Source organism: Pseudoalteromonas sp. S558 (assembly GCF_005886635.1).
Lineage (GTDB): Bacteria > Pseudomonadota > Gammaproteobacteria > Enterobacterales > Alteromonadaceae > Pseudoalteromonas > Pseudoalteromonas aliena.
In genome coordinates this window covers 1-14,316 of record NZ_PNDU01000422.1, presented here as the reverse complement: position 1 = coordinate 14,316, position 14,316 = coordinate 1, and the positions used below count along the sequence as shown (strand labels likewise).

Annotated in this window: 13 protein-coding genes; 10 read left to right on the top strand and 3 right to left on the bottom strand. The window is 38.8% G+C overall.

Features of this window, described 5'->3' with window-relative positions:
* Positions 1-155: 155 nt before the first annotated feature.
* Positions 156-407, top strand: coding sequence for an outer membrane protein assembly factor BamE (locus CWB66_RS20355; protein ID WP_138586851.1), 252 nt, complete (start codon positions 156-158; stop codon positions 405-407).
* Positions 408-457: 50 nt separating this feature from the next.
* Here the strand turns inward: CWB66_RS20355 and CWB66_RS20350 are convergent, their stop codons facing one another.
* From CWB66_RS20350 to CWB66_RS20340, 3 genes are all read right to left on the bottom strand, one after another.
* Positions 458-1,810 (bottom strand): hypothetical protein, encoded by a 1,353-nt coding sequence (locus CWB66_RS20350; RefSeq protein ID WP_077538295.1) that lies wholly within the window; start codon positions 1,808-1,810, stop codon positions 458-460.
* A 156-nt stretch (positions 1,811-1,966) separates the two neighbouring features.
* Positions 1,967-4,654: a TonB-dependent receptor gene (locus CWB66_RS20345; protein ID WP_138586849.1), complete on the bottom strand. Its 2,688-nt coding sequence runs from the start codon at positions 4,652-4,654 to the stop codon at positions 1,967-1,969.
* A 561-nt stretch (positions 4,655-5,215) separates the two neighbouring features.
* Complete coding sequence (locus tag CWB66_RS20340; RefSeq protein WP_138586847.1) at positions 5,216-5,641, bottom strand: hypothetical protein; 426 nt, start codon at positions 5,639-5,641, stop codon at positions 5,216-5,218.
* 342 nt (positions 5,642-5,983) lie between these two features.
* Between CWB66_RS20340 and ccoN the strand changes: the two genes are divergently transcribed.
* From ccoN to CWB66_RS20295, 9 genes are all read left to right on the top strand, one after another.
* The gene (ccoN, locus tag CWB66_RS20335; protein ID WP_077538298.1) at positions 5,984-7,417 is read left to right on the top strand and encodes a cytochrome-c oxidase, cbb3-type subunit I; all 1,434 of its coding nucleotides are present in this window, start codon (positions 5,984-5,986) and stop codon (positions 7,415-7,417) included.
* Positions 7,418-7,429: 12 nt separating this feature from the next.
* Entirely contained in the window at positions 7,430-8,104 is a 675-nt protein-coding gene (gene ccoO / locus CWB66_RS20330) for a cytochrome-c oxidase, cbb3-type subunit II (RefSeq protein WP_138586853.1), read from the top strand.
* A 6-nt stretch (positions 8,105-8,110) separates the two neighbouring features.
* Complete coding sequence (locus tag CWB66_RS20325; protein WP_138586845.1) at positions 8,111-8,296, top strand: cbb3-type cytochrome oxidase subunit 3; 186 nt, start codon at positions 8,111-8,113, stop codon at positions 8,294-8,296.
* Complete coding sequence (gene ccoP / locus CWB66_RS20320; protein WP_138586843.1) at positions 8,293-9,327, top strand: cytochrome-c oxidase, cbb3-type subunit III; 1,035 nt, start codon at positions 8,293-8,295, stop codon at positions 9,325-9,327. The genes CWB66_RS20325 and ccoP overlap by 4 nt, the downstream gene beginning before the upstream one ends.
* 149 nt (positions 9,328-9,476) lie before the next feature.
* Positions 9,477-9,968 carry a FixH family protein gene (locus tag CWB66_RS20315; RefSeq protein ID WP_138586841.1) on the top strand — a complete coding sequence of 164 codons (492 nt, stop codon included), beginning with the start codon at positions 9,477-9,479 and terminating at the stop codon, positions 9,966-9,968.
* A gap of 8 nt (positions 9,969-9,976) precedes the next feature.
* Positions 9,977-12,352, top strand: a complete 2,376-nt coding sequence (locus CWB66_RS20310) for a heavy metal translocating P-type ATPase (protein WP_138586839.1) — start codon at positions 9,977-9,979, stop codon at positions 12,350-12,352.
* Entirely contained in the window at positions 12,349-12,516 is a 168-nt protein-coding gene (gene ccoS / locus CWB66_RS20305) for a cbb3-type cytochrome oxidase assembly protein CcoS (protein WP_002963071.1), read from the top strand. The genes CWB66_RS20310 and ccoS overlap by 4 nt, the downstream gene beginning before the upstream one ends.
* Positions 12,509-13,180: a sulfite exporter TauE/SafE family protein gene (locus tag CWB66_RS20300; protein WP_138586837.1), complete on the top strand. Its 672-nt coding sequence runs from the start codon at positions 12,509-12,511 to the stop codon at positions 13,178-13,180. Before ccoS ends, CWB66_RS20300 begins: the two co-directional genes overlap by 8 nt.
* 41 nt (positions 13,181-13,221) lie before the next feature.
* On the top strand, positions 13,222-13,959 hold the full coding sequence (locus CWB66_RS20295; RefSeq protein ID WP_138586835.1) for an FNR family transcription factor: 738 nt from the start codon (positions 13,222-13,224) through the stop codon (positions 13,957-13,959).
* Positions 13,960-14,316 lie beyond the last annotated feature (357 nt).

Here is a 14,316-nt window from a genome sequence, read left to right as displayed (position 1 = left end):
AATAGGGATAAGAAAACAGCTCAATAACAAAGCTAAAATTATGATACATAGTTGTTCTATATGAATAATTTTTAACGTAGTTAGTGAGTTATTTAATACGCTAGAATGATCATGTTTTTAATAAAATTGGTATTATTCATCTTTAGGAAATAAAAATGAAAAAACTTCTAATTATCGCAACCTTACTTAGCCTTGTAGCGTGTTCAAAAGTAAGTCAAGAAAACTACGAAAAAATTAAAATAGGCATGGATAAAGCCGACGTTGAAACACTATTAGGCAGTGCTGATAACTGCGTAGAAAAAACACTCCATACTAACTGTGTTTGGGGCGACGAAACTAAAAATATAGAAATCACGTTAGTATCCGATAAAGTAACTTTATACAGCAAGCACGGTCTAACTAAATAAGTGTATGCTTATACAAAAAAAGGAGGACAGACTTACATCTGCCCTCCTTTTTATTTTGTAGAATAGATAAGTTCTATATTCACTATTTTACTGCGATTTAGCGTTATTTTATACCGTTGGTAGAGCTTCTTATCTTCTTCAGTTAATATCAGCACCATGTTCAATTGGTAACGCCTTTCTACCGCCTGTTTAGATATTTTATTACTGTCTAAATGATAGAGCTTACCCTCGCCTCGCTTTAAATAACGGGCAAACGGTGCAAGGTTAAAATGTAATGTTTGTTGTAGTGTATCGTAACCTGGTAAAAATTCTTTAGCGCTAACACGCGTTTCACTTGCAAAGTGCAACCACTGCGCGGCTTGTTTATTTTGCTGACGACGTTTTGAAAAAATAGCTTTCACTTCTTTTGGGATTTTTTTAAAGCGCGTATATTCAAGCCAGATAAACTGGCTCGCCACCTTATCTTTAGTAATACTGTTTTTAAAGCTAAATCGCCATTTGGGACGCCCTTGCACGATTGCTCGCCAAATCACCCGTGTAATGTCTTCTTTAAATATTTCCCGTAATCCATAAATAACCCCTAGAATCAAAATAAGTGTTGCGGTTACTTCGGTAAAACTAGAACGTGCATTTAATATCACCACCATCACAAAAGCCATTATAACCGCTGTGACAGTGCCTTTGACCAAACGTTTTAGGTAGCTATTCAGAAAACGAGTTTGTCGCTGTAATATAACGCCATGCTCAATTAAGCGTTGTAGCAAGCGCATCTTATTCGTTATTCTATTAGCATCTTGCATGGTTGTTTCTGAGTTGTAGTTTTTTTCAGCGCGGTACGTATTTTCATTTTTACAAAACTGCAGTAAATCATTACGTTCTTTTGCATAATCGCTGCTACGTGGGCCTTCATCTAAAAGCTTTAAAAAAGATTGCTCAACATGCCAACTTAAATAGTTATCTGCATTGGTAAAAAATGGCAGTAACTTTTCATCATCTGGCGTATACCGACGCAGCTTTTTTAAAAGTCCCTCACTTTGTTCATACACTTCGTTAGCACGTTTATAAAAGTCTTCTGCTTCGTCAATTTTTAAGGCATCTTTTATATCAGCATCGAGTGCTAAACGCACTTGGTAGCAAAATAAATTAAGGTTTTGCCGATAATCTTGCTGCTCGCCTTTGTTTTTACTCACAAAACGGCTTCGTACTAACGGCAAATGTATATTATTGGCGTTATAGGCTAAATGCGATTTAAAGTGGTTATTAAAATAAGATTCTTCAGAAAGCGTCTGCGGGTTGATCCCCATTTCATTCGGGATCGAAAAGTACAGATCAATACGCTGCTCAGCGCGAGGATTTAGCTCTGGTTCAATGACAAAAGATAAGTTTTCGTCTTGTTTTAACAATCAGTTCTCCTTAGCCGATTTGGTTAATTTTGGGGACTACTCTAACGCTGGAGAAATTGCGCTATATTTTAGAAACTTAAGTGTACTTGCCTACTAAGCTTTGTTCAATAAAAAAGGCCCAGTAAATACTGAGCCTCAATAAGATTAAACTGCTAATTAAAGCTTAATGTTTACACCAGCAAATAAACGACGGCCAAGTACATCATATGTATATGGGTCAGTATTTGCAGAGTAATTACCAGTGTAGTAAGGAGGTTGCTTATCAAACATATTGTTGATACCAGCAGACACAGTAACTACATCGTTAATCATGTAAGAACCACTAATATCATGATACACAACTGATGGTGTAGTCGGTGCAATACATTCGCTTTGATCAAGTCGACAAGTAAAGCTGTCCATACCAGCAACATAACGTGCTTCGTATGTTGCATCCCACGAGTCACCACTGACAGTTACGTGAAGGTTAGACTTAAGATCAGCATAGCCACCTTTACCGTTTGTAATATAACCTTGATAGTCAATTACCGCGCCAGTATCAACAACATATTCATCTAAATAGGTTGTATCAAGGCCTGTTTTCCACGCTAAACCTAACGCATCAAATGAATACTTTAAGTTTAAATCTATGCCTGATGTTTTTTCTGAGCCTATGTTACGCAACTGGTTGTTGAACACGATACGGCCATCAGTACGTATTAACGCACCAGTGTTTTCACACAATGTAGTCCCAGTACCATTAGGGTTAATACACTGATCGACAACAAATTGACTTGTGTAAGTACTAATAGCATTTTCAATTTCAATATCGTAGTAATCTAACGTCATTGAAAAACCGTCAAGCCATTGTGGCTCATAAACAACACCAAATGTTAACGTATCTGCTTCTTCAGGTGTTAAAGCAGCATTGCCGCCCACAGTTACTTCAGCTTGATCATCTGCACCTGGGAAAGTTACGCCATCATAAGAAATGGCTTTGCCTGAGTATAACTCATCAACTGTTGGAGCACGGAAAGCTGTTGAACGTACTGCACGCATCATTAACTCATCGGTAGCGCGCCAAGTTAAGCCCAATTTCCACGTATTATCTGAACCAAATGTACTGTAATCAAAGGCACGGATTGCAGCGCTTAACTCAACACTGTCAGCGAATGGTGCATTTGCTAGCAATGGTATTGCAAATTCAACATACGCTTCGTCTACATTAAAACCACCACTTGTTGGATCTACGCGAGGGTCGTTTCCTAAACCTTGAGCAGCAATTGAATCCGGATCCTCCCACGCTTTTTCTTGGCGATGCTCAATACCTGCAGCAAATGCAGCATAACCTGCTGGTAGTTCAAACATTTCACCAGAAAGAGAACCTGAAACGATAAACAACTGGCTTCCACCAGATTCTTGCTCTTTATAAATGTATTGACTTACGTTTGATTGAACCCAGTCAGCTTCATTTAAAGGGTTAAAGTTACCTGCCTCAACATCCGCTTTTAAAGCTGAAACGTTATGCAGGTTACTTGTTTTACTTACAGAGTCATTTCGACCAAAGTTAGCAGAAAGATCCCACGAGTAATCGTTAATAACACCTTCTGCACCTACAACGATACGCACTGTATCCACTGTTTGAGTGTAGTTACGTGTACCACTTTCGCTCATACGACGACGGTAGCTGATTGGATCGCCAGCTGCATAATTTGTTGCAGTTGTTACGTAATCACCATTTGCATCTTTTACAAATGCATTATTAGCAACTTGACGTTTGTCAAAAGTTTGACCTAAAAGGCTGTTGCCCATAGTACTTGGATCATAAGCAAACTTAAAATTAATTGGTTGTGGTGCTAACTGTTGCTCTGACCAGCGTTTTGTATAGGTAAACTCACTAAAAAAGCTTGTGTCGTCAGATAACTCATACGTACCAAGGCCCGTAATATTTAATCGGTTCATCGGCGTATACAAGTAACTACTGCGAGCATAGTTGTATGAATCATTTTCAGCTGAATAACGGTGTAACCCGCCTAAACCGCTCAAACCACTATCGTCAGCTATACCAGTTTGTTCAATTTCACCTTTTTTATTTAAAATACCAGCAGTTAAACTGTTTTGAATATGGCCGCCTTCACTGAATGAAGAACCTCCACAATAAAAACCGTTACTCCCTTCTTCAATTGGGCAATCTGAAAAACGTCTGTTAGCTTGGCTTGCTTCGCCACGATTTGTGTACTGCGCACCAAAAACAATATTACCTTTATCGAATGAAGTACCTACTGTGAAGTCAATAGAGTTTTCAGTTGCATCATGCTTTGATGTCATTGCAGAATTGACGTTTAAATCAAGGCCTTCAAAATCATTTTTTAGAATAATATTTACAACACCAGCAACTGCATCTGTACCGTATACAGCTGAAGCGCCATCTTTAAGTACTTCAATTTGCTTAATCATAGAAACTGGAATTGTATTTAAATCAACAGTAGACGCTGCACCTGTACCAGAGTTGATCATACGACGTCCGTTCACAAGTACTAATGTACGTTGTGAGCCTAGACCACGTAAGTTGATAGATGCATTACCATCAGAGCCATTATTTACGCCTGGGTTGGTCATTGCACCGCCTGTTGCGGTCATTTGTTGAAGTACGCTATCAACAGATGTTGCACCAGATGCTCTTATTTCATCTGCGCCAATGAGTGTTACTGGGCTAGCAGTTTCCATATCTGAACGCTTAATACGAGAACCCGTAACTTGAATTTTTTCGATTGATTTTACAGCTTCATCAGCAGCTAAAACTTGCACACTTGAGAACATTGGAATTGCTGCAATTACAGCTAAGCCAAGAGTTGATTTTTTCATGAAAGAACCCTACTTGTTGGAAATTTACCAATATTGGTAACACTCACTTTTATAAGATTGGTGAGCTGGGCAGGCAACTTAGGCCCAGTTAACTGAACGAAAACTTAATAGTAGGTTGATTTTTGACAGTGGATAATAGGAATGAAACATTCAAGGTACAAAGGTTATAACTTGTTTCATTGTAGACTAAATAATACAGATAAAAATCAATAAATTAAACAGACTTTGATACAATTAAAAAACAGGTGAAACCAATATGATGTAGTTTGTAATTATATGTAATCATACAAGAAATAAGCTTAGCAAATGCAAATTAACAAGTTAATCACAACACATTATTAAAAGCGCAAAACTAAATGTTAATTACTAACTATATTTATGCGGTTATTGTGAGCAACTTGAACGGTTTAACTCACTTTACATATTTATTAGAGAAGCCTCTGATGTGTTTACTGAATAACTTGAATAACCAACAGCAAAGCGCACTTCATAAAAAGACTGGAAAGTGTATGGTGATCGAACGCAATAATCGCTCGTATCAATCTAGGGCATAGAGTGATGTTAGTAATTTACATAAAAAGGGTAATGGAGTGTTTTTTCAACTGAGGTGGTTTTATTTACTAAGGTAAGTTCTAAGTTCCAAAGCATGTTTTTTTCAGCGCATATACCCACCATAGTTTCGCTTTGCCAACTATCGCCGTATTGCTTAAACTGTTGTGGTATATAGCCCATATACATAGTAATACCTTTTAGTTTGGCATTTGTAATGTGTAGCCCGCTAGGCAGTTTGCTAAAAATTGTAAAGGGGGTTTCGGGCGAAGGCGAGGAGTCACTTAGCCATATTTTAACACCACTTGGGAAAGTACAGGGTAAATTAGCATCGCATGCCTCTGTACTTTCGAGCAAAACCTCATTGTTTTCAGAAAAATCGCATGCTGTTAATAACAAAGTCAGTACTAAAAATACGGGTAATCTGCATCCAAGCATAATAATCTCGCTGTAAATAAAAGCGAATCTTAATAATCGGGTCTATAAATAACAAGTAGTAATGTTACGCTTAGTAGAAATATGGCACAAACTGTATCAAAAAATAAACAACAAACTCACAAAGTTTGATTGATGTCATAATATTACGTAATTGAACTATCTTTTTTAGGTCAAAAAATTTATCATTTCACCCGCAAAAATTAAGGGTTTCTCGAGTTTGTTTTCTGAAGCATTCATGCTTTGAACGTTTTAGGTAACATGCTTGTGAAGTAATAGTAGGCCCCACTTTTTATCGGTGGGTAATTCATTTCTAAACGCATTTATTGCAGCGGAAGCCAGAAAATGAGCCAAACAGTAGCATCACAAACTGAGTATAACTATAAAGTTGTACGCCAATTCGCTATTATGACAGTGATTTGGGGCATCGTTGGCATGAGTATTGGGGTTCTGATTGCTGCCCAATTAGCTTGGCCAGCACTTAACTTTGATACACCATGGTTAACTTACTCTCGACTACGTCCGTTACACACGAACGCAGTAATTTTCGCATTTGGTACCAGTGCACTTTTTGCGACATCTTATTATGTCGTTCAACGTACTTGTCAAACGCGTCTTTTCTCAGACAAACTCGCCGCCATTTCATTTTGGGGCTGGCAGCTCGTTATTGTATTAGCAGTAATAACGCTACCACTTGGTATTACTAGCTCTAAAGAATATGCAGAGCTTGAATGGCCAATCGATATTTTAATCGCTGTGGTTTGGATTATTTATGCGATTGTATTCTTTGGTACTTTAATCAAGCGTAAAGTGTCGCATATCTATGTTGCTAACTGGTTCTACGCTGGCTTTATTATCACTGTTGCTGTGCTTCATATTGTAAATAGCATGGCAGTGCCGGTATCGTTAACTAAATCGTACTCAATCTATGCAGGTGCGGTAGATGCGATGGTTCAGTGGTGGTACGGACATAATGCAGTAGGCTTCCTACTAACGGCTGGTTTCTTGGGTATGATGTATTACTTCGTACCAAAGCAAGCAGGTCGTCCAGTTTACTCATACCGTTTATCGGTTGTTCACTTTTGGGCGTTAATTTCATTATACATCTGGGCAGGTCCTCATCACCTTCACTACACTGCGCTTCCTGATTGGACGCAAAGTTTAGGTATGGTTATGTCTATTATCTTATTCGTACCGTCTTGGGGTGGTATGATCAACGGTATTATGACACTGTCTGGCGCGTGGCATAAACTACGTACTGACCCAGTATTACGTTTCTTAGTTGTTTCATTATCTTTCTACGGTATGTCTACGTTTGAAGGTCCAATGATGGCAATTAAATCTGTAAATGCATTATCTCACTACACAGATTGGACAATCGGCCACGTACACTCAGGTGCACTAGGTTGGGTTGCGATGATCTCAATTGGTGCTATTTACCACTTAATTCCTGCGTTATTTGCGCAAGGTCGTATGTATAGCGTTAAATTGGTTAATACTCACTTCTGGTTACACACTGTCGGTGTTGTTTTATACATTGTTGCAATGTGGATATCTGGTGTAATGCAAGGTCTAATGTGGCGTGCAGTAAATGCTGACGGTACATTAATGTACAGCTTTGTGCAGTCTTTAGAAGCGTCGCATCCTTTCTACATCATGCGTTTTGTTGGCGGTGTATTCATCGTAGCAGGCATGTTAGTTATGGCTTATAACGTTTTCCGTACAATTTCAGCTGAGAAAGAATCTCTGAAGTTAGACGCGCAAGCACAATTAGCATAACGGAGTGAGATGATGAGCAATAAAAATTCACAAAATAAACATGAGATAGTAGAAAAAAACGTTGGCCTTATGGCTATTCTGACTGTTTTTGCTATCAGCTTTGGTGCACTAGTTGAAATTACTCCGCTAATGTTCCAAGACGATACCACTAAGCCGGTAGAAGGCCTGCGCCCTCTAAATGCTTTAGAAATGGAAGGCCGAGATATATATGTGCGTGAAGGTTGTTACAACTGTCATTCACAAATGATCCGCCCTTTTCGTGATGAAGTTGAGCGTTACGGTCACTACTCTGTAGCAGGCGAGTCAGTATGGGATCACCCTTTCCAATGGGGTTCTAAACGAACTGGTCCTGATTTAGCACGCGTTGGTAAACGTTACTCGGATGATTGGCATTATGCTCACTTAGTGGACCCTCGGGCTGTGGTTCCTGAGTCTAATATGCCAGGTTTTCCTTGGTTAGCAGAGGATAAGGTAGATACCAGCCTGACTCTGAAAAAACTACAAATTTTCCGTGATACTTTTGCTATCAACCCACAAAACCCTAAACACCCGGGTTTGGGTTATGGCAGCGACGAAGAGCTTCAAGCTGATGTTGAGAAGGTTAACGCTATGAATAACGGCGAAGGCGCAACTGAAATGCAAGCCCTAATCGCGTATTTACAGCAACTTGGCACCCACTTGAAGTAAAAAATTATGGATTACGGAACATACAGAGGCATTTTGACTCTGGTAATTTTAGTATTGTTTATTGTGATTGTTGTATGGGCATACAGCAAGCGTAGCAAAACTCGTTTTGATAGCGCTGCTAATGCCATTTTTGAAGATGAAAAAAAACATGACAACACACTCTCTAACGAGGAAAAGGAGTCTGAAAAATGACTAGCTTTTGGAGTATTTGGGTTATTGTATTAACCCTTGCATGCTTATTCATCATCTTTGGCTTACTAGTTTGGAACTTAAAAAACTATACTGGCGTAAAAGAAGGTGAAAGCTGTGGACATGAATTTGACGGCATTGAAGAGTTAAATAACCCACTACCAAAATGGTGGACTTACATGTTCTTCGCTACTTTTATTTGGTCTGTATATTACCTTGCAGCTTATCCAGGTTTAGGCAACTGGGAAGGATTAGGTAAATGGACTAGCTCTAACCAAGGTATTACCTCTTTAGCTGAATCTAAACAAGCAGTTGCAGATGCAAAAGCAGATGGTCGCTTTGTAAAGCTTGATAAAGAGTACGAAGCCGCAGAAGAGCGTTTTGGTCCTATTTTCAACCGATTAGCACAAGTGCCAGTTTTAGATTTAGTTAATTCTAAGTTTGAAGGTGACGCAGCGCAGCAAGTTGCACTTGAAAACGGTAGCAAACATGAACAAACAGATGGTCAATTAGCCATCGAAATTGGTCAGCGTTTATTCTCACAAAACTGTGCGCAATGTCATGGTTCTGATGCGCGTGGTGGAACTGGCTTCCCTAACCTAACTGATAAAGATTGGTTATATGGCGGTACACCAGACAAAATTAGAGAAACACTCTTACTTGGTCGTATTGCAGCAATGCCTGCTTGGGGCCCAGCCCTTGGCGAGCAAGGTATTAAAGAAATGACAGCACATGTGCTGAGCCTTTCTGGTCGTACCGTTAACCAAAAAGATGCAGCAGCAGGCGAAGCAAAATTTGCAATGTGCGCCGCATGTCACGGTGCTGACGGTAAAGGGTCGGTTGCACATAACCTGCCATTTGGCGCGCCAAACCTGACTGATAACATTTGGTTATATGGTGGCTCTCAACGCGCTGTTGAGGAAACTCTTAACCATGGCCGTGCCGGCGTAATGCCAGCATGGAAAGACATTTTAGGTGAAGATAAAATTCACTTATTAACTGCCTATGTTTACAGTTTATCGCAAGATAAATAATCACGCGGTTAATAAAATGTTTATAAATTAATTTATTTAATTCAATAGATTAATCCAGATCAAAAAAGCCTCCACTGTGAGGCTTTTTTTTAGTCTTTTACGTATAATTCCTATAAAATAGCCTTTCCTAAACTAATTTTAGAGACACTATGCAACCTACTCCGTGGTATAAAAATTTTTGGCCTTGGTTTTTAATCTTTTTCCCATTAGCGGCCATTATTGGCTGTATCAGCTTATTTATTACAGCAATAGGTAACGGCCCAGACATGGTTGTTGATGACTACTACAAAAAAGGTAAAGCAATAAACTTAGAGCTTAGTAAGTTTGAAAAAGCAAAAGCACTTTACCTACATGGCGAATTAAATGTCACTAACGAGCGCGTAAGTTTCAAATTTACAAAAGGCGACAGCAGTAATGTGCATGCATTAAAACTCTCGTTTTATCATCGCACTATAAAAGCACATGACTTTGAAGCTATGCTTACTCCAAATGCAAACCAAGAATTTACGGCATTACTGAATGATTTTACACTAGGTGCCTACTCAGTATTTATTGAGCCCGTAGACGGTAGCTGGAAACTAAAAGAAAATATTATTTTACCAACTGAACATACCGTTTTAGTTAATCCTAACTATAAGTAGTCCTGACTATGTCTAACTCTTGCTTTCATTGCCTTGAGAGTGTGCCAAACGGATTTAGTGCAAGCGTTATCATTGATGATAAAGCACAGCCAATGTGTTGCATTGGCTGCCAAGCCGTTGCGCAAAATATTGTTGATCAAGGTATGACTGATTATTATAAGTACCGCACAGTTCGTGCTGGTAAGGTCGAACAGCTAGTACCTGAGCAACTCGCATTTATAAAAAGTTATGACAACGAAGACATTCAAGATGAGTTTATAGCCACAAACGATAGTATTTCAGAGGTATTATTAAGTGTTGAAGGTATAACTTGTGCAGCCTGTGCATGGCTCATCGAAAAACAATTGTTAAATTTAAAAACAGTAAAACGGGTTGATGTAAATACCTCAACAAATCGCGCGATGATCCAGTGGGATAAAACCAGCACCCCATTGAGTGAAATTATTACTTCCTTAGCCAAAATTGGTTATAAAGCCTACCCATTTCAATCAGATATTGAAGCGCAGCAAAAGCAACAAACTGCCAAAGCCTATATTCGCCGTTTAGGTGTTGCAGGTTTGATGACCATGCAAGTCATGATGTTTGCATTTGCCATGTACTTTGGCATGTTCTCAGGCATGGATAGTAATTTTGAGCAATACTTTAGGTGGATCAGTTTAGTCCTTGCTTCCCCTGTTATTCTGTACAGTGCACTTCCCTTTTTAACTAATGCCATCAATGGATTAAAGTCTAAACAGCTCAACATGGACTTACCCGTGTCACTGGCTATTTTTGGTGCGTATGGCGCTAGTTGCTACGCCACATTTATGGAAGTGGGCGAAGTCTATTTTGAATCGGTATGCATGTTTACCTTTTTACTATTACTTGGGAAATACCTTGAATTTAGAGCGCGTTTAAAAGCCAGTGAATTTACTGCTAACCTACAAAAATTATTGCCATTAACAGCGCGAACAATTAATGATAATGGTGAAGAACTTATAATTGCAGCCAAAAAACTAAAGCTCAATGACATAGTGCTAATTAAAGCCGGTGAAACAATTCCTGCCGATGGCGAGCTTGTTAAAGGTAAAACTACGGTTGATGAGTCAATGATGACAGGGGAGCATCAACCAGTGACTAAATTTGTTGGTCACAATGTCTATGCTGGATGCGTTAATCACGACGGCGTTATTGAAATAAAAATCAATAAAATTGGTCAAAACACGCTGCTCAACCAAATTATACGTTTGCAACATAATGCACTCACTAAGCGCCCTAAATTAGTCGAAATTACTGATAAAGTAGCACAGTGGTTTATTGCCTCTTTACTTATATTTGCTTCAATTACTGCTATTGGTTGGTACCAAATAGCACCTGAGCATGCCTTTTGGATCACTATTTCTGTTTTAGTTGCTACCTGCCCATGTGCACTGAGTTTAGCTATACCAACGGCACTTACTTGCGCCGTAGCGACACTAACTCGAAAAGGCATATTAATAAAACAAGCACATGTGCTAGAAACGCTCTCACAAATAACCTTATTCGCGTTTGATAAAACAGGCACACTCACCCAAGGTAAATTTAGCCTTGATGCCGTGGACATACTCGATAAACAATACACAAAAGGCCAAATTTTAGAAATAGCGGCTATGTTAGAAAGCTACTCGGAGCACCCTATTGCCAGTGCTTTTAACGAATTTACACCAGCTCAACGCACTTTTGTCGATGTTGAAATTCACCCTGGGTTAGGTATTAGCGCGCAAGATGATATGAATCATTACGCAATAGGTAAAAGTGGCTGGTTTGATAGTAAAAAAACCAATGCACAAGCGAGCTTATATATAAACAAACACGTAGTCGCTCGTTTTTACTTTGTTGATAAAATTAAAAAAGATGCCAAGCAACTTGTAGACTCACTGCAATCACAAAAGTTGACATGCCACATGTTAACTGGCGATGCATCAGATGCAGGGCAAAAAATTGCTAAGCAGCTTAAGCTTAACAGTGTGCAATCTGGATGCTCACCAAAAGATAAACAAACAGCCGTTGAGCAATGGGCTTCACAAAATGAAGTTGTAGCAATGGTGGGTGATGGCGTGAACGACAGCCCTGTATTTGCCAGTGCGCATTTATCTATTGCGATGGAAACCGGCGCTGATATATCAAAAAACAGTGCCGATGTAGTGCTCCTTAATAGCGATTTAGCTTCAATCGATCACTTACTTAATGTTGCCAAACAAACAAGACGGATTATTAAGCAAAACCTTGCGCTGTCTTTATTGTACAATGGTTCGATATTACCGCTTGCTGCATTGGGCCTAGTTGCTCCGTGGATGGCTGTCATTGGCATGTCTGCCAGCTCAATTATTGTGATCTGTAATTCACTAAGGCTATTAAAGTTATGAGCATAATTTACATTTTGATCCCCATTGCTATTTTATTTGTCATTATTGCCATTGGTGTCTTTTTTTGGGCTGTAAAAAGCGAGCAGTTCTCGGATTTAAACAAGCAAGGCCACAGTATTTTGTTCGAAGACGACAAAGAGCAGCATAACAAAAGCAATGATTGACCCTCTTTATACCAGTGCATTTTTAATGGGCCTCATTGGTAGCGGCCATTGCATTGCTATGTGCGGCGGTATAGCTGGTTCATTGCAGTTAGCCAGCGACAAGCGTAAAACATTCACTTACTCATTAGCGTATAATATCGGTCGTGCACTAAGTTACATGATTGCGGGCGCGCTAGTTGCAGGAATTAGCAGCCAATTTGCCAAGCAAAATACATCTTTTTCTTTAATACTTTCATTTATTGCTGCCATTTTTATGTTACTTGTAGGCGTTTATATAATGCGTCTAGGGCCCACTTTACAATGGTTAGAAAAAATTGGAAAAACTTTAATATGGCAGCATATTGTTAAGCTTAATAAATATTTAATGCCAATAAACTCCCCTTTTAAAGCTTTAGGTTATGGTGCTTTATGGGGCTGGCTGCCTTGTGGTCTGGTATACTCAGCTTTAACTTGGGCCATGACCAGCCCAAGCGCACTAGATGGCGCTTTAGTTATGTTATGTTTTGCCTTGGGCACTTTTCCAGCAATGATCACATTAGGTGTTACCGCGCAAAAGCTAAACACACTAATTAACCATCCTTGGACCCGAATTGTATTAGGCAGCGTTATAATTTGGTATGGTATCTACTTATTGATTATTGCAACCGACAAGCTGGTACTTTAATCTAGACAACGTCGTGAATAAAAATTAAAACGGATTAAATTATGGATTTCTCTCAAAGTCGCGCTAAAGGTAATTGTGCTATTAGCTGTAATAATTGCAGTATCAGTCAATTGTGTTTGCCATTCTCACTTAATGGCCAAGAAATGGATAAGCTTGACGAAATCATTGAACGAAAGAAACCACTTCACAAAGGCGACTATTTATTTGAATCTGGTGCACCTTTAAAGGCTATTTATGCAGTGCGCTCTGGTTCATTCAAATCATATACATTATCAGAGCAAGGCGATGAGCAAATTACTGGCTTTCACTTAGCGGGCGACCTTGTTGGCTTTGATGCAATAAATAAAATGACACACCCAAGCTTTTCACAAGCATTAGAAACATCAATGGTGTGCGAAATCCCATTTGATACCCTCGATGAGCTATCAGGTAAATTACCAAAACTACGCCAACAAATAATGCGCTTAATGAGCAGTGAGATTACATACGATCAAGAAATGCTGCTATTACTCAATAAAAAATCAGCAGAGGAACGCTTAGCTAGTTTCATTTATAACTTGTCAGAGCGTTTTGGTGAGCGTGGTTTTTCGCGTAAAGAATTTAGATTTACCATGACACGCGGAGAGATTGGTAACTATTTAGGTCTAACCGTTGAAACTATAAGCCGTTTACTGAGTCGTTTTCAAAAAGCCGACTTAATAAAAGTAGAAGGCAAGTTCATTACTATTTTAGACAATAATGCACTCGCTAAAACAGCCGCAATAGTAAAGCCTTGTTAATAAATACCTCCCCCAAAAATTAATACTTTACTCGTAATTTTAGTGTAATTATTGCAATTACACTTCCCCTCAACTAATACTTTAGAAGTGAACTTATACAAATCAGTATAAGTATGAAAACTATTTAACAATATGAAAACTGCGATCTAATTCAGTGTAATTATCCTTGTAGTGCGTTTTCATTTATACCAATCTGCTTATATATGGGGTCTATTTAATGTTAAGAAAATTACGCTAGAACAGGCAAAAATTTTTGTATCTAGTTGTTCTAAATAAAAATTTTTAACGACGTTATAGTGAAATTTAATTCGTTAAATTGATCAAAGATTTATGCAGGTTGGTATAAAACTATTGATT

Excerpts from the sequence above, each read along its gene's own strand:
- CWB66_RS20355 (WP_138586851.1), top strand. The coding sequence starts at position 156 with ATGAAAAAACTTCTAATTATCGCAACCTTACTTAGCCTTGTAGCGTGT.
- CWB66_RS20345 (WP_138586849.1), bottom strand. The coding sequence starts at position 4,654 with ATGAAAAAATCAACTCTTGGCTTAGCTGTAATTGCAGCAATTCCAATG.
- CWB66_RS20340 (WP_138586847.1), bottom strand. The coding sequence starts at position 5,641 with ATGCTTGGATGCAGATTACCCGTATTTTTAGTACTGACTTTGTTATTA.
- ccoN (WP_077538298.1), top strand. The coding sequence starts at position 5,984 with ATGAGCCAAACAGTAGCATCACAAACTGAGTATAACTATAAAGTTGTA.
- ccoO (WP_138586853.1), top strand. The coding sequence starts at position 7,430 with ATGAGCAATAAAAATTCACAAAATAAACATGAGATAGTAGAAAAAAAC.
- CWB66_RS20325 (WP_138586845.1), top strand. The coding sequence starts at position 8,111 with ATGGATTACGGAACATACAGAGGCATTTTGACTCTGGTAATTTTAGTA.
- ccoP (WP_138586843.1), top strand. The coding sequence starts at position 8,293 with ATGACTAGCTTTTGGAGTATTTGGGTTATTGTATTAACCCTTGCATGC.
- CWB66_RS20315 (WP_138586841.1), top strand. The coding sequence starts at position 9,477 with ATGCAACCTACTCCGTGGTATAAAAATTTTTGGCCTTGGTTTTTAATC.
- CWB66_RS20310 (WP_138586839.1), top strand. The coding sequence starts at position 9,977 with ATGTCTAACTCTTGCTTTCATTGCCTTGAGAGTGTGCCAAACGGATTT.
- ccoS (WP_002963071.1), top strand. The coding sequence starts at position 12,349 with ATGAGCATAATTTACATTTTGATCCCCATTGCTATTTTATTTGTCATT.
- CWB66_RS20300 (WP_138586837.1), top strand. The coding sequence starts at position 12,509 with ATGATTGACCCTCTTTATACCAGTGCATTTTTAATGGGCCTCATTGGT.
- CWB66_RS20295 (WP_138586835.1), top strand. The coding sequence starts at position 13,222 with ATGGATTTCTCTCAAAGTCGCGCTAAAGGTAATTGTGCTATTAGCTGT.